This is a genomic window from Aureispira anguillae (genome assembly GCF_026000115.1).
Classification (GTDB): Bacteria; Bacteroidota; Bacteroidia; order Chitinophagales; family Saprospiraceae; genus Aureispira; species Aureispira anguillae.
The window spans coordinates 5,163,970-5,187,938 of sequence record NZ_AP026867.1 but is presented as its reverse complement, the minus strand read 5'-3'; the positions used below and the strand labels follow the sequence as shown (position 1 = coordinate 5,187,938).

At 36.2% G+C, this 23,969-nt stretch carries 17 protein-coding genes and 2 tRNA genes; 12 read left to right on the top strand and 7 right to left on the bottom strand.

Annotation, left to right across the window (positions count from 1 at the left end; genetic code table 11):
* Nucleotides 1–18 precede the first annotated feature (18 nt).
* From AsAng_RS20285 to AsAng_RS20275, 3 genes are all read left to right on the top strand, one after another.
* Complete coding sequence (locus AsAng_RS20285; protein ID WP_264788931.1) at nucleotides 19–1,167, top strand: glycosyltransferase family 4 protein; 1,149 nt, start codon at nucleotides 19–21, stop codon at nucleotides 1,165–1,167.
* Nucleotides 1,168–1,480: 313 nt separating this feature from the next.
* Nucleotides 1,481–2,785, top strand: coding sequence for a DUF2851 family protein (locus tag AsAng_RS20280; protein ID WP_264788930.1), 1,305 nt, complete (start codon nucleotides 1,481–1,483; stop codon nucleotides 2,783–2,785).
* Nucleotides 2,786–3,279: 494 nt separating this feature from the next.
* On the top strand, nucleotides 3,280–3,720 hold the full coding sequence (locus AsAng_RS20275) for a hypothetical protein (RefSeq protein ID WP_264788929.1): 441 nt from the start codon (nucleotides 3,280–3,282) through the stop codon (nucleotides 3,718–3,720).
* Nucleotides 3,721–3,778: 58 nt separating this feature from the next.
* On the opposite strand, the gene AsAng_RS20270 is transcribed toward AsAng_RS20275, so the two are convergent.
* The 6 genes from AsAng_RS20270 to AsAng_RS20245 form a co-directional block, all read right to left on the bottom strand.
* Nucleotides 3,779–3,850: transfer RNA gene (locus tag AsAng_RS20270), tRNA-Met, on the bottom strand.
* 120 nt (nucleotides 3,851–3,970) lie between these two features.
* Nucleotides 3,971–4,042, bottom strand: a tRNA-Met gene (locus tag AsAng_RS20265).
* A 399-nt stretch (nucleotides 4,043–4,441) separates the two neighbouring features.
* Nucleotides 4,442–4,882 (bottom strand): hypothetical protein, encoded by a 441-nt coding sequence (locus AsAng_RS20260; RefSeq protein ID WP_264788928.1) that lies wholly within the window; start codon nucleotides 4,880–4,882, stop codon nucleotides 4,442–4,444.
* A gap of 277 nt (nucleotides 4,883–5,159) precedes the next feature.
* Complete coding sequence (locus tag AsAng_RS20255) at nucleotides 5,160–6,953, bottom strand: deaminase (RefSeq protein ID WP_264788927.1); 1,794 nt, start codon at nucleotides 6,951–6,953, stop codon at nucleotides 5,160–5,162.
* A 183-nt stretch (nucleotides 6,954–7,136) separates the two neighbouring features.
* The gene (locus tag AsAng_RS20250; protein WP_264788926.1) at nucleotides 7,137–7,748 is read right to left on the bottom strand and encodes a tetratricopeptide repeat protein; all 612 of its coding nucleotides are present in this window, start codon (nucleotides 7,746–7,748) and stop codon (nucleotides 7,137–7,139) included.
* 127 nt (nucleotides 7,749–7,875) lie between these two features.
* The gene (locus tag AsAng_RS20245; RefSeq protein WP_264788925.1) at nucleotides 7,876–8,769 is read right to left on the bottom strand and encodes a ParB/RepB/Spo0J family partition protein; all 894 of its coding nucleotides are present in this window, start codon (nucleotides 8,767–8,769) and stop codon (nucleotides 7,876–7,878) included.
* A gap of 534 nt (nucleotides 8,770–9,303) precedes the next feature.
* Between AsAng_RS20245 and AsAng_RS20240 the strand changes: the two genes are divergently transcribed.
* The 5 genes from AsAng_RS20240 (at nucleotide 9,304) to AsAng_RS20220 (ending at nucleotide 16,324) form a co-directional block, all read left to right on the top strand.
* The gene (locus tag AsAng_RS20240; RefSeq protein ID WP_264788924.1) at nucleotides 9,304–11,367 is read left to right on the top strand and encodes a DUF3857 domain-containing protein; all 2,064 of its coding nucleotides are present in this window, start codon (nucleotides 9,304–9,306) and stop codon (nucleotides 11,365–11,367) included.
* A gap of 413 nt (nucleotides 11,368–11,780) precedes the next feature.
* The gene (locus AsAng_RS20235) at nucleotides 11,781–13,217 is read left to right on the top strand and encodes a GH1 family beta-glucosidase (protein ID WP_264788922.1); all 1,437 of its coding nucleotides are present in this window, start codon (nucleotides 11,781–11,783) and stop codon (nucleotides 13,215–13,217) included.
* A 64-nt stretch (nucleotides 13,218–13,281) separates the two neighbouring features.
* Nucleotides 13,282–14,718: a GH1 family beta-glucosidase gene (locus AsAng_RS20230; RefSeq protein WP_264788921.1), complete on the top strand. Its 1,437-nt coding sequence runs from the start codon at nucleotides 13,282–13,284 to the stop codon at nucleotides 14,716–14,718.
* A gap of 12 nt (nucleotides 14,719–14,730) precedes the next feature.
* Nucleotides 14,731–15,471 carry a helix-turn-helix transcriptional regulator gene (locus tag AsAng_RS20225; RefSeq protein WP_264788920.1) on the top strand — a complete coding sequence of 247 codons (741 nt, stop codon included), beginning with the start codon at nucleotides 14,731–14,733 and terminating at the stop codon, nucleotides 15,469–15,471.
* Between the two features lie 82 nt (nucleotides 15,472–15,553).
* Nucleotides 15,554–16,324, top strand: coding sequence for a transglutaminase-like domain-containing protein (locus AsAng_RS20220; RefSeq protein ID WP_264788919.1), 771 nt, complete (start codon nucleotides 15,554–15,556; stop codon nucleotides 16,322–16,324).
* On the opposite strand, the gene AsAng_RS20215 is transcribed toward AsAng_RS20220, so the two are convergent.
* Nucleotides 16,319–17,725, bottom strand: coding sequence for a hypothetical protein (locus tag AsAng_RS20215; protein ID WP_264788918.1), 1,407 nt, complete (start codon nucleotides 17,723–17,725; stop codon nucleotides 16,319–16,321). The genes AsAng_RS20220 and AsAng_RS20215 overlap by 6 nt on opposite strands.
* Nucleotides 17,726–17,849: 124 nt before the next feature.
* Here AsAng_RS20215 and AsAng_RS20210 point away from each other — a divergent pair, with 124 nt between their 5' ends.
* The 4 genes from AsAng_RS20210 to AsAng_RS20195 all read left to right on the top strand — a co-directional run bounded on the left by AsAng_RS20210 (nucleotide 17,850) and on the right by AsAng_RS20195 (nucleotide 23,953).
* A complete protein-coding gene (locus tag AsAng_RS20210; protein WP_264788917.1) occupies nucleotides 17,850–20,393 on the top strand; it encodes a DUF7619 domain-containing protein in 2,544 nt (847 codons plus the stop codon).
* 331 nt (nucleotides 20,394–20,724) lie between these two features.
* Nucleotides 20,725–21,867 carry an o-succinylbenzoate synthase gene (gene menC / locus AsAng_RS20205; RefSeq protein WP_264788916.1) on the top strand — a complete coding sequence of 381 codons (1,143 nt, stop codon included), beginning with the start codon at nucleotides 20,725–20,727 and terminating at the stop codon, nucleotides 21,865–21,867.
* Nucleotides 21,868–21,879: 12 nt separating this feature from the next.
* Nucleotides 21,880–23,451, top strand: a complete 1,572-nt coding sequence (locus AsAng_RS20200) for an N-acyl-D-amino-acid deacylase family protein (RefSeq protein WP_264788915.1) — start codon at nucleotides 21,880–21,882, stop codon at nucleotides 23,449–23,451.
* A 1-nt stretch (nucleotide 23,452) separates the two neighbouring features.
* Nucleotides 23,453–23,953, top strand: coding sequence for a GNAT family N-acetyltransferase (locus AsAng_RS20195; RefSeq protein ID WP_264788914.1), 501 nt, complete (start codon nucleotides 23,453–23,455; stop codon nucleotides 23,951–23,953).
* The last annotated feature ends 16 nt before the right edge of the window (nucleotides 23,954–23,969 follow it).

Genomic DNA, 23,969 nt, shown 5'->3' with positions numbered 1-23,969 from the left:
ATTTAGTTTATAGAATTTATGAAAGTATTATATGTCACGCATGGTGCAGATATGATGGGAGCCAATAAGAGCTTGCTAGATTTGATAATGGGGCTTCAAGCGTATGATGTGGAGAGTGTCCTATTGATACCAGAGGACGGAGAGCTTTCTGAATATTTGACCAAAAAGGGTATTCCTTATATTAAGGCTTTTTATTACAATTGGGCTTTTACAAAATATATCTCTAAGGGATATTGGCTGAATAATATTAGGCAGAAACAAAATCAAACCCACTTAAAAGCAATCGCAGAAAAGGTAAGGGATTTAAATTTTGATCTTATCTATAGTAATTCTTCCATTATTGGAATTGGTGCTCAACTCGCTGATTATTTAACGATTCCTCATATTTGGCGCATTAGAGAGTTTGGGGAAAAAGATTATGGTGTTTCTTTTTGGGGAGGTCGTCAAATGTTTAATAAATGGGCGAATAAATCGGCTGCAATTACTACCATTTCAAAAGCAATTGAAAAAGAAACGCTAACAGAAGTTTCAGCTCCTAAATATGTCATTTTCGATGGGATTATAAACCGAAAAGAATTGGATAGCATTCGCCCTAATAGCTGTCATGATAAAGATCCATTTGTCTTTTTAATCATAGGTCTAATTCATCCAACAAAAAGGCAATTAGTGGCTTTGCGTGCTTTTCATAAGGTTCACATGAAAAACCCTAATACAAAATTGTTAATTGTAGGAAAGGGAAGACGACTTTATACTAAAAAAATAAAAAATTATATCAAGAAGAATGGACTAGAGAATGCTGCGAATTTTGTAGGTTACACCAAAGAACCTTACAAATATCACGAACAAGCAGATTGCGTCTTAATGTGTTCTAAAAGCGAAGGAATGGGGCGTGTAACCATAGAAGGGATGATTTTTGGCAATCCTGTTATTGGTTTTAATGGAGGAGCAACACCTGAATTGGTTCAGCACAATAAAAATGGCTTGATTTATTCTAAAGGAGAGGATGAACTAGCAGAATGCATGCTTAGTCTTGTTTCAGATCGAAAAAAAGCTGCTGAATATGGACGAGTAGGAAGAAAAGAAGCAGAAAAATACCTCATTGAATATTCTTCCTTAAAAGAGTACCAACTTTTTCAAGAAATTTTGAAAAAAAAGACAGCAAATTAAGTGTTAGTTTTAGCAAAAGAAGGTTCTTGAAGAGATCGTCTAGAAAGGTTCGTTTTGGAAAGCTCTAGTTTTGTGTTTTGAATTAACGGAGTAATGTTGAATAAAAGTTCAACTTTTATTCCATATAATTAGGGACATCCAGGAGGCGGCTTAAACAATTTCAGTAATCCTTCAAAAAAAGGTTCTAACTTGGTCTTAATAGTTAAGGCTCATTTACTTATCATAGGGCTTTGTTTTTATTTTTTGAAACATTCTAAATCACTTTCCCGTTTGAGCTAATTCGAATCATAAAAAGTCACAAAAACGAATTAGTATGCCCAATCTCACCTCATTCCCAGAGACCTTTTTACATTATATTTGGAAGTTAAAATTATTTAATTTTAAGGATTTAAAAACAAGCGATAATAAAGCAATACGTTTGCTAAATGTTGGGGTACACAATCACCATGCAGGACCTGATTTTAGTAATGCTCGTATTCGTATTGAGGATACTTTATGGGCAGGAAGTGTCGAACTGCATAAAAAATCTTCCGATTGGTTAAAACATGGGCATCAGCATGACGCAGCGTATAACAATACTATTTTGCATGTCGTTTATGAACACGATCAAGTGATTTATAGATCTTCAGGTGAAGCCATTCCAACATTAGAATTAAAAACTAGAATTAATCCCCAATATATACGGCGTTATTGGCTGCTATTGAATAGCAAAAATTGGATTGCCTGCGAAGCGCAAATCGTATGTACTTCAAAAAGAATGGAACAGCTATGGTTGAATCGTTTGGTGCTTGAACGTTTAGAGCTTAAAACAAAAGAAATCGAACAGGATTTGGTACTAAATCAGAATAATTGGGAAGTGAGCTTTTATCATTTTTTAGCCAGCAGTTTTGGTGTCAAACAGAATATAGCCCCCTTTGAAGCATTAGCAAAGTCATTGCCGTTATTGATTCTTTCTAAACACAAAGATAACTTACTACAGCTAGAAGCACTTTTGTTGGGACAAGCTGGATTTTTAGCAGATTTAACGTCTATTGATAAAGAGGATACTTATTTAAAAATGATTTGTAAAGAATATCAATTCTTAGCACACAAATATCAATTAATTCCCTTAAAGGCTTCTAGTTGGAAATTTGGGCGTATGAGACCTGCTAATTTTCCGACTATCCGATTGGCACAGTTCGCCGTTCTAGTGCATCAATCTAGGCATTTGTTTTCCAAAATTTTGGAAGAAACTAACGTTGCAAAACTGCGAAAAATGTTTGCCATAGAATTAAAGGGGTATTGGAGTGCTCATTATAAGTTGGGAGAATCTTCATCAAAACGAAAGAAGTCTTTAGGAAGCAAAACAGTGGATTTGATTCTCATTAATACGGTTGTTCCGTTTTTGTTTCTTTTTGGTGAAAAGAAAGGACTCGTCCAATATAAAGAACGAGCGCTTGAATTGTTGCAAGCAATCCAACCAGAGCAAAACTCAATTATTGCAAACTGGGAACGTTTGGGATTTGTCGCCCAATCCGCTTATGAAACGCAGGGATTGTTACAGCTAAAAAATAATTATTGTGAGCATAAGCGATGTTTTAGCTGTTCAATTGGGCATAAAATTTTGCGAGTAGATTAAGTTTTTATTTGCCCAGTTATTCGAATAATTGTATATTAGGTTGGATACAGTACCAAATTATTTTTGGTTCTTTGACAAATCGTGTGGTAAACACTAAAAAAGGGTAAGCTTTTAATTACTTTTTAGCTTCGCTGCTAGGTATCCCCGTTGCTACACCATACCAAACTGCTCGTGCACTACGTTTATGTGGTTTAGAAGAAAGTTATAGGTCGTAAGTCGTATGCTTATTTCCTGTAAATACAGGACATACGACTTACGACCTATAACTTATAACAAAAGTAGTAATAAGCAGGCAAGGTGTTTACGACTCCACATAATTTGTCAAAGAACCATTATTTTTTAATAAAAGGCTATTTGATAACTCTATTCACAACGTTACTGAAAGTAATTGGAACTTCATTAAACTTAAGTATGGTAAATTTCCAAGAGGAACGAAGAAGGAATGTCTACTATACCAACAGAAGAGTTGTCAAAGAACCATAAAAAATTGCTCTATGATTAACCTAAAAGAAGTATTGACAGAATATGCAGAGCATAAGAACTATAAACTAAGAGAATTAGATGGCGGCAAATTTAGCATTGATATTGCCATGAAGCTAAAAGATGGCAGTTTTCGCTATCAATTTGTGTGGATTTGGATTTCTCCTAATAGGGGAAAAGGAAAGGATTGTGTTTATTTTACAAGTAGGGCAGGAGCTTATACCCCCAATGTTAATTTATACCAATTAATACGAGAATCGGGCTATGGAATCTATACTACGGTAACAATTGTATCGGATAAAGACAAAGAAGGGAATCCTTGTGAAACAGTTGTTGTTCAAGCTAGTCCAGTCCATGAACATCTTTCTAAAGAGCAATTTTTATATATCCTTTGGGAGGTTGCAGAAGTAGCTGATATACTAGAGGAAAAGCATTTTGGAGGTGATTCTCACTAGAACGAATCGCTATAAAAGAAAAAAGCTTCAAAACAATTACTGTTTTGAAGCTTAATAGTTGCAGAGGTAGGACTCGAACCTACGACCTACGGGTTATGAGCCCGCCGAGCTACCGCTGCTCCACTCTGCGTTTTGTGAATACAAATGTACGATGCTTTTTTTTATAATGCAAATTATTGCACTTAAAAAATAAAAAATTCTTAAAAAAAGAAAAAAGCTTCAAAACAATTACTGTTTTGAAGCTTAATAGTTGCAGAGGTAGGACTCGAACCTACGACCTACGGGTTATGAGCCCGCCGAGCTACCGCTGCTCCACTCTGCGTTTTGTGAGTACAAATGTACGATGCTTTTTTTATAAATGCAAATTATTGTTGTTTTTTTTAGAAAATTATTAAACATTACGCTCTTTGACAACTCTATCACGACCACGGAGAACCCAGCTTGCTGGCTCACGAGTGATAACAAGCTAACCTAGCAGCACAGCTAAGTAAATCGTGTGGTAAATGCTAAAAAAGGGTAAGCTTTCAACTATTTTAGCTTCGCTGCTACTATTTTTTTAGAAGAAAGTTATATATAGTAAAGTAAGTCGTAAGTCCTGTATTTACAGGAACTAAGCAGACGACTTACGACCTATAATTTATAACAAAAGTAGTAATAAGCAGGCAAAATAATTTTCTATTCTACAAGAGTTGTCAAAGAACGAAACATTATAACGAATTGTTTATTGATGTACTACAAAATTTTCTTCCGCAATGTTTAATGTTTCTACAAACTTTACCGATTCAGGAATATGGATTTTGTACGTAATCACTTCTTGACACTCTTCTCCTTTTACTAACAGTGTTTTTTGATTTTTTTTGGGAGTGAGGGTAAGGGTATTGGTTTGAAGGTCTACGGTTGAATTTAGCTCGTAACGACCATTTTTGGCTAGATAATCTAACAAGGGGAGACTACCTGCATTAATTCGAATAGAGGTTTCAATCGAAATGCGTGTACCTTTAGTCTTAAAGATTTGGACTCGATTACTAGGGGCATTCACCCGAACCTTTACAATCCCCTTGGGTAAAGTAGAAATCTGAGGGATTTTATTGCTTGCTTGACCACTAGCCTTCGAAACGAAGAAGATAAAGAACACTAGGGGGATCATTCTTAAAAAATTCATCTTTTCTATTTTTTCCTAAAATTTTAGGCTGTGTTTTTATTTGATTTACTAAAGGTTATAGGTAATGTACACAAAGCAATAAAAGGGACTTTATTAAAATGTGTAAAGTAACACTACCATATGTATTTATGATAAAAAATTGCTATTTGTTACCATTTGTGTTAAAAAGTTTAAGTTTATTTAAGGTACGATTTTTTTCTTAAAAAAGAAAGCCAATATGCTTATAAAAAAAACATATTGGCAATATAATTTATTGACGGTCAGTGTTAAATGCTAATTACTCTCCTATATCTTCATTCCAAAGCTTGGGATGTTGATGAATAAAAGTAGTCATTAAATCAATACATTCTTGGTTGTTTAGGTTAATAACTTCTACACCATGCTCTTTCATAAATTGTTCTGCGCCAGAGAAGGTTGTATTTTCACCTACAATGACTTTTTTGATGCCAAATTGAACAACCGCACCAGCACATAAATAACAAGGCATTAGTGTAGAATACAAGACCATATCATGGTAAGAACCAACCCGACCAGCTTGTTTTAGACAATCGATTTCAGCATGTGCCATCGGGTCGTTTTGCTGTACTCTTTGGTTGTGCCCAGCACCAATGATTTCCCCATTTTTAACTAAAACAGAACCAATAGGAATGCCCCCTGCATCACGCCCTTTTTTGGCTTCATCAATGGCTGCTTTCATAAATTTTTTTTGAAGCGGTAGTTCATCTTTTAGTGCTTTTAGCTGTGCGTAAACAGTTGCTAAATCTAAATCCTCTATTTGTGTTACCTCCTTACAAAGTTTCATTAATAAGGCATCTTGTTGATTGCCTAAGTTTTTGGCTATAGAATAAGGAATTTGAGGTTGGAAGGTTACCAAGGAATATTTAGAGTGGTAATCCTCATAAGTATTCTCTAATAAATGCTCCAAGGTGCGTTTCTTTCTAAAAATAGGATTAGCAACGTGGTCTCTCATTTCGTAGAAATTTTCTACGGCTAAATCTCCAATAGCATCCCCGTTAACTTTGCGTAATTGTTGGTAAGCATTGTAGGCCGCAGACCAGTTGCCTACACCATGCTCATCAATACAGGCATTTAATATTCTACAATCTTCAAAAGAAGCATTCATACCCTGCCCATAAAAAGGAACAACTGCATGAGCTGCATCTCCAATCAGAACTGCTTTTTCGCTGTGAATCCAAGGATAGCATTTTAGAGTACCTAGTTTTCCTACAGGGTTGTTGGCAAATTCTTCTTGAAGGTTGACCAAGTAAGGAACGGCATCGCCAAATTGTTCTTCAAAAAACGCTTGGACTTTTTGAGGGGTATCCAAACTTTCAAAACTAACAGGTCCCGTATGAGGAAAAAATAAAGTACAGGTAAAGCTACCATCTGCATTGGGCAATGCAATTAACATATAATTGCCTCTTGGCCATATATGCAAGGCATTTTTCTCTAAGGCAAAAGTTGCATTTTCCATAGGGGGAATAGACAACTCTTTGTAGCCATGTTCTAACCAATCCACACTAGATTGATAGCCATCCATCTGGTTTTCCATGGCATTTCGGACAGCAGAATTGGCACCATCTCCACCAATGATGGTGCAGCCTTGTACGGTTCGTTGTTGTTGGGTTTCGTAATCTTCAACAATAATGCTGCTAGTTTCAAAATTAACATCAACACATTTTTGATTGAAATGGATGGAGACATTCTGATAAGATTCTGCCTCTGTCATTAAGAGCTGATTCAGACCTCCTCTAGAAATAGAATTAATATATTGTGAACTATCCTTGCCATAAGGGGCAAATTTTAATGCTCCATCTTTAGCATGAAGCATACGTCCAGGCATTTTTACAGCTTCTGCCATTACTTTGTCAATAACGCCAACTTCTTCTAAGGCTAAGATACCTCTATCCGATAGAGCCAAATTAATAGAACGCCCTGCACTAATTTCTGTAGCACGCATATCTGGACGACTTTCAAAAATTTCTACCAATAAACCTTTTTTGGCTAAATAAATAGCCATTAGAGAACCTGCTAAACCTGCTCCAACAATAATTACGGGTGCCTTTTCCATTGTGTTTTTAATTGTGCTTGTTCTTTGCTCCCCCGTGTTTTGTTATCACTCTTTTTCTAACAGAATAGTAAAAAGCGTACACTCCGTTAGCGTTCGTCATACGAGTAGACAAAGAACCATTATATTTTCTATTCTATAATAATCGTTACGAATATCGGCAAATAATTTGGAAAAGGAAGGGGATTATGGGCAAATTTCAGCAGAGTATTGTTTTGCTTTGGGGTGTTTTAATGCTTGTGCCTTTTGAACTTGTAAACAAGCATTGTTCAAATCTCCCAATACTTTGTAAACCATTCCTAGTTGATAGTGGGCTTCGGCATATTGAGGATCCAATTGCAGTGCCTTTTGATAATCTTTTAAGGCGCTTTTGTAGTAGACCGTTGGATTTAAGGTTGATTCTGTGTCTGGCAATAAAAATTTGCCGCATTCGCCACAAGCCTCTGGTTTTCGGATGCTTGTAATGCCTAAGGTGTATTTGAAGTTGCCCAATTCGAGCCAATAAGGGGCATGATCTGGCGCTAAATTGCAAGCAGTGAAAAATGCCTCATAAGCGGCTTGGTATTCTTCAAATTCTTGTAGGCATTTGCCCTTCCAGAGATAGGCTTCAGCATAGCTGGATTCTGAGGCAATCAATTTGTCAAAGATTCGTTCTGCTTTAGGGAAATTCCCTTTTTTAAAAGCAGTAATTCCTTTTTGGAGTTGTACGTTTAGTTGGTTTTGAGCACTTACGGTACTAAAAAAGAAGAAAAAAATGACGGAGTGAAACAAACAAAAGGTTGTTGATAATCTTAGCATAACAATAAGAAACTGAAAAAATAAAAGCAGCATGATCAATTCATACTGCTTTTATAACGTTATTTTATTTCAATTTATTTTTTCTTCTCTATTGGAATAAGCGAAGTCTTTGGAATAGGCAACTGGCTTAATCTTCAATCAATCCCAAAATTCTATTGAGATCTTCAGTATTCAAGAAATTAATAACAATTTGTCCCTTTCCTTTTGAATCCGTTTTTAGATTTACTTTGGCACTTAATTTAGAAGCAAGATCGGATTGAACTTTCTGATAAGCAGGAGGCAGAGATTTGTTGCTTTTTGCTTTTGAAGGAGTAGCACCATTTTTATGCAGCTTGACTAAATCTTCGGTCTGACGAACCGAAAGCTGTTTGTCTATAATGCTTTTAAAAGTAGCAATTTGAAAGGCGTAGTCATCCGTTCCCAACAAAGCTTTGGCATGACCCATAGAAATTTGATTTTCTTTAAGCCCTTTTTGAATGGTTTCAGGCAACGTGAGCAAACGGGTAAAGTTAGTAACGGTCGTACGTCCTTTTCCAACACGTTCAGCAAGTTGTTTATGCGTCAACTTACACTCTTTCATTAAACGACCATAAGTGATGGCGACTTCTATCGGATTGAGTTGTTGGCGTTGAATATTTTCAATTAAGGCCATTTCAATCATTTCTTGATCGTTCGCAAGCCTAACAAAAGCAGGAATTTCCGTCAATTGAGCCATTTTAGAAGCACGCAAACGACGTTCTCCTGAGATCAATTGAAATTTATCGTTGCCAAGATGACGTACTGTGATGGGTTGGATAAGTCCATGAACAGCAATAGAGTCGGACAATTCTTTAAGAGCCGTAGGCTCAAAATCAACCCTTGGTTGAAAAGGGTTTACTTCAATACTAGTCAATGGAATAAAAGCAACTGTATTGGATAAATCGTTAACAACTTCCTGTTTCTTTTTGGATGACTCTATATCCGCATCAATATTGCCCAATAGAGCACTAATTCCCAATCCTTTGTTTTTACGTTTTGCCATTGCTATATCTTGAATTTGTCTACCCAGTTGTTAATTTTATTGTTATTGATTGATTAGTAGGTTATTGAGGAGAGAAAATAAAAAACTCTACACAACACAATGTGTACTAATTTAGTAAAATCAACAAAATGATACTTCTCCATTAAAATTTGTATGGGTAAAGATACAATTTATGTATTATATCCAAAAATAGGTTCTTTGTTTTATCGTAGAACTATTTATTTTTGTCGAATTAATTAATGTTAATTTAGATTTGTGGAATCTTTTTTGTTTTTAAATGTTTATTTTGAAGGTATAAATTGGGGATAAGATGCCATTAAATAAGCTATTGTTATTCAAAATGTTTGCGTTTCAATTTTAACGTTAATTAACTTTATTTAGGTATAATAAACGTTGCTCCAACGTATTTTTACGCTACGAAAGAATTATCTTAGGCGAACGATCAACAACTATTCTATGGATTGATTCGCTATGCTGTTACTTCGTGCTTTTTCATGGAGTAATGATAAACATGACTTTAAATTAAAATTCACTATGAAAAAAAATTGTTTCTTAATTGCTCTGTTATGGAGCGTGTCGTATTGGCAAGTAACTGCTCAAAGTTTTGGTGATTATCAATGGAAAAACGAGATGGCACCCACGCCAGAAATTCCTGCTGAGTATGCCGATGCTGATGCTGTAGTCATTCGTAATGAAACCTATAGTAGAGGCGCTTTTTCGGGGACGTTTCCTTACATTGAGCAATTGACAACGTTTAGAACGCAAGTGCATGTGAAAATCCAAAAAGAGGAGGCTTTAGAGGATTATAATCGAATTATTCTTCAACGATTTAAAGGAATTATTGCGGATTATGTTCAGTACAAATCAGTTGATTTGCGTATTCGTAAAGCCAGTGGAGAAGTTAAAGATTACCATGTTAGAGATTTGTCGCAAGCTAAATTGACCCAAGAAGATGATTTGTATGATAGCAAAGACGACTTGTTTATTTATGAAATCTCTGATTTAGAGGTGGGAGATGAGCTAGAAACGGTAACCGTAATTGAATACAAATACCCAGATGGAGGACGAACGGTCAACTTGTATGGTCAATATCCAACATTATCTGCTTCTTATACCATTTCAGTTCCTTTAAAGGTACAACTAAAGGGGAGTATTTACAATGGAATGCCAAGCCCTAATGTTCGAACAACATCCACCAATCGAGTTTACAGTTGGGAAATGAAGAACCTAAAGGCTATGCCAGAAGCAAATTCGAGCGGAACCATCTTTCAAAATGATTTGGAGTGCTTTATTTATGAATTAAATTTTGACGCTTTTCGCCAAGATCAATTGTCTTTTAAAGTAGTAAATTATGCCGATCAAATTTTACAATACTCTGAGGATTTCTTAAAAGTTCGTGTTCGAAAAAAGAAAAAATTAGAAGATTTTTATGAGCAAATGTTTGCCGATGGGGCTAAGATGTTTGGCAAAAAAGTAGAAGAACTACAAGCGGTCGAAAAAGTATATTTACTCAATGAACATATTACCAAAAAGGTAAAGATAATTAATGAAGAGTTAGAAGATTTTGAAAAAAGCGAGGGGATCGAATACTTCTTGTTAAATGGAAGAACCGATCGTCGTAACTTGAATAGAATTTACCGAGATTTCTTCGAGCGTTTTGAAATTCCTTATTATGTAGCAATTGGAAAAAATCGCTTTAGCGGTCCTTTGGACTTAAAGTTTGTTTCTAGAGCTCAAATCAGTGAATATTTCTTTATTTTTAAGAATGGAGATAGCTTTTTATCCATCAATGGAATGGGTGGTTTAAATGAGTTGCCTTGGAGTTATTACAATACAGACTGTTATATGAGAGATATAACAGATCGAGAAGCTAAGTTGCAAAAAATTAACTTTGGTGATGCTCCTTTGACAGATCTTAAGACCAACAAACGTTCTACTCGTGCTCAGGTTCAAGTTAATCTTAGCAAGAACAATATTACACAAAAAGTATCCAATACCTACTCTGGGCTTTATGCTAGAGGCAGTAGAGGTGGAATCGTAAATGGTCATAAAGCAGATACTTTACAAAAAACACTTCAACGATCTTTTGATTATAATTTCCGTGCCTATGACAAGATTAAAGCTACTGTAAGTAATGCTAAAGTAGATAAATTTGAAACTTCTCCATTGGCTAAATTTATGTTTAAGTTTAGTTATGATGTTGCGATTGATAATTTAATCAAGCAAGAGGGACAAAAATATAGCGTCGATGCCGATGAATTTTTGGGACATGCCATTCGCAATGTGGTCAATGCTGAAAAGAGAACCTTAGATTATCACGTGCCTTATTTAGGAACCGATAAAGAAGAATATTTCTTGGTATTTGATCAAGATGTCAGCTTAGAGAATGCAGAAGAATTGACACAAAAAATAGACAATGAGTATGCTTCTTATGAGATGAAGGTTACACAAATGAAGCCCAATATGATCCGCATACAATCTACTTATCAAGTCAAAAAATTATTTATTACAAAGGATAAGGTCAAAGAGTTGGACAAGGTGAATGAAGTTTATAAAAAAATTAGAGATTCTAAATTTATCTTTACTACTTCCGCTTAAGCAATTTGTGTTGCTGAAAAAATGAAAACCTTTTCTATCTATTTGATAGAAAAGGTTTTTTTGTTCGAGAGGGGGAGCTTCTTCAATTGACAATAAATCAAGCTTTGAAAACGGTATTTATTACCACAGAGATTATTCAATTCCGTATTAATTCCATATTATTAGGAGTACTAATAATATGAAGTTGTTTAAGAATAGCCTTAAATCACTAATGAAAGCTAATTTCTAGCTACTCTGCGTTAAAAATTTGCTCCATAGCGCTGCTATGAAGAAAATATGCTTAACGATTATAGCTCTAGCTATAAGCCTGCGCAGTTCGCTATGCTCATGCCTTGTTTATCTAAAAATTAGTACTCATTATCAACAAAACTCCATTTTTAAACAACTTCTATGGAAAATTTAGACTTACTATAATGAATCGCAGAAAATTTATTCAGTTTTCAACAACAACCTTGGGAGCTTCTCTGTTCTTAAACCCTTTAGAAATATTGGGAATGAAGGAACCTAATTTTACCAAAGCAGATTTTGGACCCGATTTTAAGTGGGGGGTAGCAACTGCTGCTTATCAGATAGAAGGAGCCTGGGATGAAGATGGCAAAGGTCCTTCTGTTTGGGATCATATGACGCACCATAAGCCGCACAAAATAAAAGGAAAGGAAAATGGTGATGTAAGTTGTGATTTTTATCATCGTTATCAGGAGGATATTCCACTTATCAAAACAATGAATTTTGACGTATTTCGGTTTTCTATTGCTTGGACACGAATTTTTCCAAAAGGGACTGGTACGCCCAATCAAAAAGGAGTTGATTTTTATCATCGAGTAATTGATCGTTGTTTGGAATTAGGAATCGAACCTTGGATTACGATTTACCACTGGGATTTGCCCCAAGCATTGGAGGATAAGGGCGGCTGGGCAAATCGGGAGATTATCCAATGGTTCAGTGAATTTGCAGATTTTATAACCAAAGAATATGGTGCTAAAGTCAAAAATTGGATGGTACTAAATGAGCCAATGGCTTTTACGGCGGTTGGTTACTTTGCAGGGGTGCATGCTCCTGGGTACATTGCCCCTCAAAAATTTTTAAAAGCAGTGCATCACACCACTATTGTACAGGCAGAAGGAGGGCGAATTATTCGCAAAAATGTCCCCGATGCTAATATTGGTACAACACTTTCTTGTTCTCCTGTTCGAGCCAAAGGCAATAAAAAAGCACATGAAAAAGCAGCCCATCGAGCCAATATATTACTCAATCGTTTGTTTATAGAACCTTTGTTAGGCATGGGCTACCCAACAGATGGCTTTCAGTTTATCAAAGGCATTCAAAAGTACATCAAAGAAGGGGATATGGATTTGGTACAGTTTGATTTTGACTTTATTGGTTTACAGAATTACACCCAAATGGTGGTCAAAAAATACATCTTGCCTTATGTTTGGTTGTTGGAAGAAAAGGCTGAAAAGCGAAAAGTGCCTGCTAACCAAATAACCGAAATGGGGTGGGAGGTGTATCCTGAGGGCATTTATAAAATTCTAAAGCAGTTTTCAGCATACAAAAAACTTCCGCCAATCATTATTACTGAAAACGGTGCAGCATTCAAAGATACTGTAGAAGGAAACCGAGTACACGATGTCCAACGGGTAGAATTTTATCAAAATTATCTGCAAAATGTATTAAAAGCAAAACAGGAAGGTATTGACATTAGAGGTTATTTTGCTTGGACGTTTATGGATAATTTTGAGTGGGCAGAGGGCTATGCCCCTCGATTTGGTTTGGTGCATGTTGATTATCAAACACAAAAAAGAACAATAAAAGATTCGGGGCTTTGGTTTAAGGAGTTTTTGGCAAAATAATTTGATATGGCTTGATATTTGGCTTTGCAATGGGGTTGTTTATCATCCAGTAAATCCTATATTTATGAATCGTAGAAATTTTATAAAATTATCCTCTAGCGCCTTAGGTGCTGCCTTGGTCGCTAATCCTTTAGACGTATTGGCTATGAATACACCTGATTTTACAAAGGCAGATTTTGGACCTGATTTTAAATGGGGAATAGCGGCTTCTGCTTATCAAATAGAAGGTGCATGGAATGAAGATGGCAAAGGTCCCTCTATTTGGGATACCTTTACGCATAATAAGCCCCATAAAATAAAAAATAGGCATAACTCAGATGTTTCCTATGATTTTTATCACAATTACAAAGAAGATATTGCCTTAATAAAAGAACTCAATTTTGAGGTGTTTCGATTTTCTTTTTCTTGGTCTAGAATTTTTCCAGAAGGAATTGGGAGAGTAAATCAAAAGGGCATTGATTTTTATCATCGGGTGATTGATCGTTGTTTAGAATTAGGGATAGAGCCTTGGGCTTTGATGTATCATTTTGACTTGCCTCAAGCACTAGAAGATAAGGGAGGCTGGGCAAACCGAGATATGATTAATTGGTTTGACGAATATACACACAAAGTTACGACCGAATATGGGGATAAGGTAAAAACATGGTTTGCTCAAAACGAACCAATTGGTTTTACTTTGGGGGGCTATTTAGCAATGTATCACGCCCCTGGTTATTTTGCGCCTCAAAAATTCCTAAAGGCAATACATCATGCCTTGATGTGCCAAGCTTCTGCTGGGCGAATTATGAAAGAAAATGTGCCCGATGGGCAAGTTGGCGCAGCGTTGTCTTGTGCTTATGTGCGTCCCAAAAACCAAAAGAAACGACATTTAGAAGCAGCACACCGAATGGACATTATTCTAAATCGTCTTTGTATTGAACCTCATTTGGGAATGGGCTATCCAACAGAGCGTTTTCCTTTTCTAGATAAAATTCATCGTTATGTCCAAGCTGGAGATCTTGAAAAATTAAAATTTGATTTTGATTTTGTTGGCTTGCAGAATTATACACAATTTGTTGCTAGACATGCTTTGTTGCCTTGTGTCTGGGCCTTTGAACAAAAACCTAAAAATAGAGGCATTCCCCCTGAAATGATTACCGAAATGGGGTGGGAGGTTTGCCCCGAAGGAATGTATAATATCATCAAACAGTATGCGGCTTATGAAAATCTGCCTCCAATCATGATTACAGAAAATGGCTGTGCTATGCCTGATAAGCTTGAAGATGGGAAGGTGCATGACCAACGGCGCATTGATTTTTATCAAAGCTACATGAAACAAGTGTTGAAAGCAAAGCGAGAAGGGGTAGATATTCGTGGTTATTTTGCGTGGACAATTATGGACAATTTTGAATGGGCTGAGGGCTTTGATCCTCGATTTGGATTGGTACATGTGGATTGGAAAACGCAAAAACGTACCATTAAAGATTCGGGGCTTTGGTTCAAGAACTTTTTGAAGGATTAAGGGGCGGTTGACATGGAAAAAGTAGGTCAACATGAATTATATATAGGGCAAGATTGGGGATTGTTTTGGGGAACATTTAGGGCTAATGTGGAGCATAGACATTATGCGATTCAATTGAGTATTTCTTGTGATGCGCCTATTCGAGTTGGTACAAGCAATGATAAAGAGCGTGAATTTGAAGCGGTTTTGATTAAAAGCAATGTAAAACATCGTTTAGCCTGCGAGAAAAAACATTTGTTGCTGCTGTTTAATCCTATTGGTTCAATAGGTCATTTTTTATCTCAACTCAATACCAATCCTATAGAAGAGGTGCAACATGATTTTGTTTTACCACTAAAAGCAGCCTTAAAGCGTTTAGCTCAGCATGAAGATACTTTTCAAGCATTTTTAGTCAACGTTGAAGCGCAATTGGTGGCGCTAAGTTGTACCTGCGAAGACGAACGTCATTTTAAAGATAAACGGATCCTAAAGGCCTTGTTGTACTTGGCTGAGCAGCGGGATCGTGTGGTTCCTTTGGTTGAAATTGCCAAAGTTTGCCATCTATCGCCCAGTCGTTTTTTGCATTTATTTAAGCAGGAATTAGGCATAACGTATAGAAGGGCGCAGTTATGGATAAAAATACAGCATTCGTTTCCCTTTCTTCAACATCATACCATTACCGAAACGGCTTATCAATTCGGTTTTTCAGATAGTGCCCACTATTCCAAAGTCTTTAAACAAAATTTTGGTTTGCCTCCTAAGTTGCTCAAATAAGAATAGCCAGTTTATACATGTTTGTTCTTTTAATCCTTCGGATATTTGCAAGGTAATTGATTGTTTACCTAAAAAAAGAACAATGTTAGCCACTAAAAACAAAACAGATCGCCCTGAAAATGAGAGCGAAAATTATCTAGCAGAAACCCAAATTCTTAACTTTTCAAATCCTCTTATTCAAAACCTAATCCATCAAAAAAATTGGAGGAAACTAGATACTGTCGCCAAAGTAAAGGCAATTTATAACTATGTGCGAGACGAAATCTTATTTGGATACAATCGTAGTGATAGCATTTCAGCTACTCAAGTTTTAGCAGATGGTTATGGTCAATGCAACACTAAATCAAGTTTACTAATGGCTTTGTTAAGAGCAGTAGGCGTTCCAAATAGAATTCATGGTTTTACGATTGACAAGGCCTTGCAAAAAGGGGCAATTACTGGAATATGGTATCTATTGGCGCCTAAAAATATTCTTCACAGTTGGGTCGAAGTTTATGTGGATGGGAATTGGTATTTTTTGGAAGGAGTCATTTTGGATAAGCCTTATCTTACTGCCCTCCAAACACAGAATAGTGCTTGTAAAACGACTTTTTGTGGTTATGGTGCTTATACCGATAATTTTCAAAATCCAGCCATTGATTGGAATTTAAATCATACCTATATTCAGGAGAAAGGAATCAACCAAGATTTTGGTTTATTTGACAACCCTGACGAATTTTATGCCCAACACCAGCAAAAATTAGGAAGAATAAAAGCATGGATGTTTCAGCATATTATTAGACACAAGATGAATAAAAATGTCCAAAACATTCGTAATGCTAAGCCTTTTTTGCCAAAGAGCGCTTTGTTATAACTGTTTCAATTGAGCCAACAACCACGGTTTTTCAGTAAGCGGATTCGTTTGTTCTATTTCTTGCCTTAACTCTTCTCGTTTGGTTGCATCATTAGGAGGAATCGCCAGCATTTTTTCGGTCAGATAAATCATGTTTTTGTAAATCTCTCGATGATAGGCAACAATAGATTTTCGTTGCAGAAAACGTTTGAAGCTCATTAATAATGCCATGAGTGCATCTATATATTGGCGTTCATAATAAATCTTGAGCAACATTACTTTTGCACTCATATTAAGGAATAAATCATCAAATTCTACCTGAACAAGCAATTGCATACAAGCATCGTATTGGTGTTGAGCAAAGAGTAGTTTTGCGTTGGCATAATAGGCATAATTTTCTTGATAAGTGGGTTCTAACAAAGGGGTATAGTCGGTTATAAATTGACGAGCCCAATCGTATTCTTTGAGTCGGATGGCCGCTGTGATGATGTTTTTATGGGTAAATTGACTCAATTGATTATTTTCTATCAAAATAGCATGTTCTAAGCCGTATTGATAGAGTTCGAAAACAGAGCGAACGTATTTTTCTACACCATTGTTTAATTGTCTTACGCAATAATTAATGGCAATCAAATAAATACTTTTGAGTTCCTTTGGCGATAAGGCATCATGGTGTTTTATCAATAAGCGTTGTAGTACCTGAAAATAATTTTCTTTATTAGGGTGTTGTAAAGACATATAGCTATAAAAATAGAGCTGTACGGCAGGAATTGTATCAAATCGCCCACTTTCTATTTCGCCTAATACCGCAGTTAGTAAAGGAACTTCATAAACAGATTTGTATAGGCGTTGGTGCATAATGGTTTCACAGGCATAATTTAGTGTTTCTAATACAAAAGCCAGATAATGATGATCTAATAATGGTTGTAGATTTGTTTTTCGAGTTCGGCTGGCCGTATTTTGATGTTCAAAAATTATCTTTTCTAATTGGAATTGATGATAGTGATAGTTACTATCTTGTACCAATTGATTTTGTTGTGCCTGTTGAAGTTTTAGAATATTTTGCTTGGCATATTTGTTTAATTTTCGTTTTTCCAGAAATTCAATCAACATCTTTTTGTTCGAAAAAGTTGATTTTTTTTGCATTAAAAACTCGATAAAATTTTCTAACAATTGCACACAGTAACTCATGATGTGTTTGAGTTTTGCATCCTGATATATTTCATTGGGGTAAAGCTGTGCATATACCTTTTTTCTATGGGTTGTTCTTGGAGTTAAAGAACGTTTAGAAAGCAGTAGTAACAAAAGTTCTTTGCTTTTTTGGTGCTGATTGTGGATGGGAGAGTTGATCCATTTTTTGAATGCCTCTTTTTCTTGCCGATCTAAGATTTGAAGTAGATCTATTAATTTGCTTCTATACATAAAACAAAGATAGTATAAATACATAATTTTCTGATAAACTTTATTTTTTGTCGTTGAAAATTATCGCATTTTAGAATATAATTGTGTCAATTATTACACTCTATTGCAAATGACAATACTTTTTATGAAAACAGGACTATTTTTTATTGCTTGTCTTATACTATTTGTAAACCATACAAAGGCACAAACTGCAGCCATACCTGATACCGTTTTTGAACAAAGGCTCATACAATTAGGGATTGATTCCGATGGATTGGTGAATGGTCAAATCCTAAAGAGCGATGCCTCAGGAATTACAACTTTGCAGTTAAATAATACAACAGGTACTCCGAAAATAACGGATCTAACAGGGATTGGTACTTTTGTAGATTTGGTGGATTTGTATTGTCAAAATAACGATTTGGATAGCATTGATGTTTCGGGTAATCTGAACTTAGCCTATTTGTTTTGTGCTAATAATAACTTAAAGGAATTGGATTTGTCCCTGAATACAGGCTTGCTTCGTTTGGATTGTTCAGGGAATGATTTTGATAGCATAGATATTTCCAATAACCTCGCTTTGGAGCGTTTGCATTGTAATAATAACAATTTGAGGGAGCTTGATCTGACCAACCACAACGCTTTGAAACGTTTGTATTGTACAAACAATCACCTTAGCACAATAGATCTTTCTAATAATACCTTATTGGATAAATTGGATTGTAGTGCTAATGACCTAGCCGTTTTAGAGGTGACCAACAATACTGCTTTGACAATGCTTTATTGTCACGATAATAATTTGGGACTACTTGATATTAGCAATAATACCGCCTTGCTTAATTTTAATTGCACAGGAAACCTACATTATCTTAGAATTTGTGTCTGGGATTTGGCAGTTGCCAATGGCTTTTGGGGCGGGAAAGATCCTTCTGCTAGGTATTCAGAAGATTGTTTTCCGCTAGCAGTAGAGGGGAGAGTGGCAATAGATGATAACTTCAATTGTATAGCAGATTCATTAGAACAAGGACTGGCTTTACAGTACTTAAAATTTGAGAGACTATCGGATACCACAGAGGTATATACGTTAAGTTATGATAATTTAGGCAATTACCTTGCTTATCTAGATACTGGAACTTATTTGGTAACCTTGATTCCTAGTGGTCCTTATTGGCAGGCTTGCCCGCTGAGTCAAACCGTAACCATAGATACCAATTACCAGCTTCAAACATTGGATTGGACCTTACAAGAACTGGTCGCTTGCCCAATGTTAGAAGTTGATATTTCAGCCCCTTTTTTGAGAATGACAGGAGGGGGGAGCGCTTATACCGTTTCTTATTGTAACAATGGGTCTATTGATGCTCAGAATGCTTATGTAGAGGTAGATGTTGATGCGGATTTGAATGTTACCAATACAAGCCTTCCTATTTTTAGCCAAGTAGGAACAGTCTATACCTTCGATTTAGGAACCGTGGGAGTAGGGCAATGTGGAGATTTTACCATGCAGGTTGTCGTAGATACTGCTGCCCAATTTGAACAAACCCACTGTACTAGAGTTCATATTTATCCCGATAGCGTTTGCACTCCTATTTGGTCTGGCCCTCGTTTGGGGGGAGTATCCAGTTGTCAAAATGATACCGTTTTTTTTGAGATACACAATCAAGGAGCGGCGATGGCGCAACCGCAGGATTATACAATTATTCAGGATGATATTGCTATGCGGGTTGGTACCGTACAGTTGGGGGCAGGGCAATCAACTATTATCTCGCAAGTGGCCGTAGAAGGAAGTACTTATAGAATAGAAGTGAATCAATTAGCAGGCTATCCTCCGATCCTAGGAGATGCTATTTTTTCTACGGTAGTAGAAGGTTGTAATCCCTTTGCAGATGGTAGTTTTAATACAGGTTTTGTTACGCAGTTTTCAAATGGGAGCAGCTCGCCTTTTAAGGCGATAGATTGCCAAGAGAATATTGCCTCTTATGACCCAAATGACAAGGCAGCCCAACCAGAAGGGTACGGAACGGATCACTATATCGAGCAAAATATAGCAATAGATTATAAAATACGTTTCCAAAATACAGGCACAGATACCGCTTTTAATATTGTTATATTGGATACCTTATCTAACTTAGTAGATATTGGCAGTTTGCAGATGGGAGCAAGTAGTCACGCCTACAATTGGGCAATAGAGGATGGAAATGTGTTGAAGGTGAGCTTTCCAAATATTTTACTGGTAGATAGCAATGCCAATGAACCCTTGTCGCACGGTTTTTTCCGTTATAGAATTGAGCAAAAAAACAATAACCCATTGGGAGCTATTATAGAAAATCAAGCGGCTATTTATTTTGATTATAATCCACCTATATACACCAATACGACCTTCCATACCATTGGTGAAAATTTTGTTACTTCTATTGTCGTTTCTGTCGATAATATCTATGAAGCCGAAGTAGAGGTCAGCGTTTTTCCAAATCCTTTTTCTGAATTCACAACACTAAAGGTAAAAGGGAAAGAATACCAACAACTAACATTGGAAGTTTTTGATCTAGCAGGGCGCAATATGACGGTAAATCAAAGAAAATTTAATAATCAAGTTCAACTATCCAAGGGAAATCTACCAACAGGGGTTTATTTTTATCAACTTAAAGGAGATGGGAAACTACTGAATACAGGAAAAATTGTTGTGCAGTAAATGGGCAAACTCCCCAACTTAACTTTTTTGAGAGCTTTCTAATTGATTTAGAAGGCTCTTTTTTTTTGAATGGAATCGTCAAAAGAAAAATATAAATTTTTAGAAAGGGAGAGCAGCAATAAACTTTATCGGTATTTTAACTTTTTTGCAATTGTTAAATTGTAAAATGTTATTTTTGCCCTTCAATATGCATCAATAACAAATATTGAAGGGCTTCAGTTTAAGAACCGTGCTCCAACTTTTTTAGTAGGTGAACTTACTTTTTTGTAAAGATCAAAAACTGAGTATGCTATATACTTAGTAAGCTATCATAATATGTAATGAAAAAAATATGAATTTGAGACAAGAGCTATTTAAACAAGATATTTCGCTAAAGGCAATACATTTAATACAAATTGATTTGCCTCAAAAACAACAGTTTACATCTGGAATTGGTGTGCGTAAATCTAGAGAGGCATTAATTGTTGTTTGGGAAGATCAAAATGGTGTTAAGGGATATGGTGAGTGCTCCTGTAGACCCGATCCCTATTATTCAGATGAATTTACAGAAGGGGCAATTAGTCTTGTTAAGAAATTTATTATTCCATTTCTGAAAAAAACACAAACATTTGAAGAGGTTTTTCGCTTGCTGAACAAGATAAGAGGCTGGAATTTTACAAAAGCTGCGATTGAGGCTGCGGCCTTACAAGTGATTGAAAAAAACTCAGGAATATCTCCCTTTGACCTAATGGAGAGCGAACCAATGAAAGAGGTTCCTGTTGGTATTTCGCTCGGTTTATATACTGAGCTAGATCAGATGGAAGAGGCTGTAAAAGGAGCCTTAGAAACAGGTTATAGAAGATTAAAATTTAAAATATCTCCCCATGTAAGAACGGACTTTTTTGAGGCCGTTAACCCTTTATTGTTTGAAGCAGATACTTACATTAGTTTTGATGCCAATGGAAGTTTTGGCGAACAGGATTTAGACACCTTGGGGTATTTTGTGAATACCTATGACTCTATGATAGAGCAACCTTTTGCTCCAAGCAAGTTCGATACTTTACTCAAAGGCAAGGAGAAGTTTCCTTCTCTATTTATGTGTTTTGATGAAGAACTAAAATCAATAGGGGATCTTATTAAATTACATCAATTGGGTGTATTAGATGAAGTTAACCTAAAGGTAGGACGTGTAGGAGGAATTTTAAATAGTTTGGAGATTATCCAATATTGCGCAACGCACAATATCCCATGTTGGATTGGTGGTATGTTTGAAACAGGAATAGGGCGCATACTTAACTTAAGGATGGCGGCTTACCTTCCTTTGGCAAGAGCACACGATTTGAGTCCTTCTGATCGATATTTTTTAGAAGATATTATTGAGCCTAAAGTTCAAATGAAGGATGGAAAAGTAGTAATGGCAAGCCTAAAGGATTGTGAAATTAATATGGACTTGGTCGATAAATATACCATTGCTAAACATCTATTGACGATTTAAAAAGAATAAACAATGTTAGATTTTTATATAAAAAATGCGACAATTTGCACTGGACGAAAAGAAACCGCCCAAAAAGGAAATGTAGGCATTAAAGACGATAGAATTGTTTGCATTCATTATACGGACGATGATTTTATCATTCCTGAAGCCAACGAAATAATAGAAGCAGATGGATTGTTGTTAACGCCTGGTTTTATTGACCCTCACGCTTCTACAGGCTTTGGTTTTTTCTTTCCTAAAGCTGCCGACCATAAATTATATCAAGGAATTACAACGGAAATATTTGGCAACTGTGGCACATCACCTGCTCCAATCGGTAAGCATTTAAACAAAACAATGGATCGGTTGTCGAATGAAATCGGATTTCCATTTGAGTGGAGGACAACTTCCGAGTATTTTGATCAGATAAAGGACAATCTACAATTTAATATTGCGACTTTAGTAGGACATAGTACGCTTAGGGCTGGTAATATGGAAGATTGGCACCATTTAACGCCAACGCAATTGGAGCAGATGAAAACAGAACTTGCGCAAGCCATTGACGAAGGAGCATTGGGCCTGTCAACAGGGCTAATTTATGCACCTGGTTGTTTTGCAGAAATGGATGAAATCGTAGAATTGGTTAAAGTTGTTGCTCAAAAGGGGGGAGTGTACGCTTCTCATATTCGAAATGAAAGAGATAAGGTTGAAGAAGCGGTTGAAGAGGCCTTAAGCATTGGAAAAAAGGCAGGGGCTCGTGTTTTGATCAGTCATGTCAAAGCTGCTGAAAAAGAAAATTGGGGTAAAATGACTAAGGTATTGAAACAAATAGAGGCGTTTAATAGTATTAATGAATTACAAGCAGCTTGTGATGTATATCCATATACAGCTGTGTCCACTAAACTTCGTGCTTTCATTCCTAAACCACTATTACAAGATGGAATTCCTGCGGTAGCAGAAAAAATGAAAGATCCTGCCAATGTGGAAGCTATTGCAGAATGGATCAGAAAGAAAGATTATGATCTTTCTCGGATGTTAATCATTTCAGATGATTTAAAACTATACTACAATAAAACCATCGCCGAAATTGCTAAAGAATATGCAATTACAGAAGCAGTAGCGATTGCTAGAGTCTTAGAAGCTAGTACAGAAACTTGGGTTGTTTACCATTGTATTGATCAAGCGGATATAGATGCTGCGGTTATGTGGTCAAAGGCGATGATTTGTACTGATTCTTGGAGCTATCCAATCAATGCTCCAGAAAGTATTGGGCAGCCTCATCCAAGGTCTTATGGGGCATTTACGGAATACTTAGAGCGTTATGTTATTAATGAAAAAATGTTGGGTTGGGAAGAGGCCATTCACAAAATTACTTACCTGCCTGCTGAGTTTTTCCAATTAAAGGATAGAGGTCTCATTGAAGAAGGTTATTTCGCAGATTTGGTGCTGTTAGATCCTAATGAGGTGAAAGCGAATGCAACCTATCTTGCTCCTCGTGTACTCTCCTCAGGTGTTAAACATTTGTGGGTGAATGGAGGGCATATCATTCAACAGGGAGAAATGCAAGATTGTAGCCCAGGAAAAGTATTAACCTTAAACAATTAGAATGAAAAATAAAGTAGAAATAATAGAAGCAACATCGGCGGATTTTCATGCCATTGCTATGATCTATAATGAGTTCATTGCATTGGGTACTGCAACCATGGATGAAACGCTAAAAACGGCTGATGATATTGCGGGATGGTGTCAAAAATTTCACGATCGTGAAAAATTATACGTCCTCAAAGAAGAGGATACAACCATTGGCTGGGGAATCATTAAACGGTATAGCGATAGAGAAGGATACCGTTTTGCCTGTGAAACAGCAGTCTATATTACTGCTAGCCAAGTGGGCAAAGGATATGGTACCATGATGAAAAAACACCTGATTGCAAGCTGTAAAAAACTGAATTATAAACATCTTATCGCCAAAATTTTTGCCAATAACAAAGGCAGTATTGCTTATAACCTAAATTTGGGCTATACGATTGTTGGAACTCAACAGCAAATTGGCTTTAAAAATGATCGATGGCAAGATGTTGTTATTATGCAATATATAATAGATTAATTATTAACTATAAAAC

Excerpts from the sequence above, each read along its gene's own strand:
- AsAng_RS20285 (WP_264788931.1), top strand. The coding sequence starts at position 19 with ATGAAAGTATTATATGTCACGCATGGTGCAGATATGATGGGAGCCAAT.
- AsAng_RS20280 (WP_264788930.1), top strand. The coding sequence starts at position 1,481 with ATGCCCAATCTCACCTCATTCCCAGAGACCTTTTTACATTATATTTGG.
- AsAng_RS20275 (WP_264788929.1), top strand. The coding sequence starts at position 3,280 with ATGATTAACCTAAAAGAAGTATTGACAGAATATGCAGAGCATAAGAAC.
- AsAng_RS20260 (WP_264788928.1), bottom strand. The coding sequence starts at position 4,882 with ATGAATTTTTTAAGAATGATCCCCCTAGTGTTCTTTATCTTCTTCGTT.
- AsAng_RS20255 (WP_264788927.1), bottom strand. The coding sequence starts at position 6,953 with ATGGAAAAGGCACCCGTAATTATTGTTGGAGCAGGTTTAGCAGGTTCT.
- AsAng_RS20250 (WP_264788926.1), bottom strand. The coding sequence starts at position 7,748 with ATGCTAAGATTATCAACAACCTTTTGTTTGTTTCACTCCGTCATTTTT.
- AsAng_RS20245 (WP_264788925.1), bottom strand. The coding sequence starts at position 8,769 with ATGGCAAAACGTAAAAACAAAGGATTGGGAATTAGTGCTCTATTGGGC.
- AsAng_RS20240 (WP_264788924.1), top strand. The coding sequence starts at position 9,304 with ATGAAAAAAAATTGTTTCTTAATTGCTCTGTTATGGAGCGTGTCGTAT.
- AsAng_RS20235 (WP_264788922.1), top strand. The coding sequence starts at position 11,781 with ATGAATCGCAGAAAATTTATTCAGTTTTCAACAACAACCTTGGGAGCT.
- AsAng_RS20230 (WP_264788921.1), top strand. The coding sequence starts at position 13,282 with ATGAATCGTAGAAATTTTATAAAATTATCCTCTAGCGCCTTAGGTGCT.
- AsAng_RS20225 (WP_264788920.1), top strand. The coding sequence starts at position 14,731 with ATGGAAAAAGTAGGTCAACATGAATTATATATAGGGCAAGATTGGGGA.
- AsAng_RS20220 (WP_264788919.1), top strand. The coding sequence starts at position 15,554 with ATGTTAGCCACTAAAAACAAAACAGATCGCCCTGAAAATGAGAGCGAA.
- AsAng_RS20215 (WP_264788918.1), bottom strand. The coding sequence starts at position 17,725 with ATGTATAGAAGCAAATTAATAGATCTACTTCAAATCTTAGATCGGCAA.
- AsAng_RS20210 (WP_264788917.1), top strand. The coding sequence starts at position 17,850 with ATGAAAACAGGACTATTTTTTATTGCTTGTCTTATACTATTTGTAAAC.
- menC (WP_264788916.1), top strand. The coding sequence starts at position 20,725 with ATGAATTTGAGACAAGAGCTATTTAAACAAGATATTTCGCTAAAGGCA.
- AsAng_RS20200 (WP_264788915.1), top strand. The coding sequence starts at position 21,880 with ATGTTAGATTTTTATATAAAAAATGCGACAATTTGCACTGGACGAAAA.
- AsAng_RS20195 (WP_264788914.1), top strand. The coding sequence starts at position 23,453 with ATGAAAAATAAAGTAGAAATAATAGAAGCAACATCGGCGGATTTTCAT.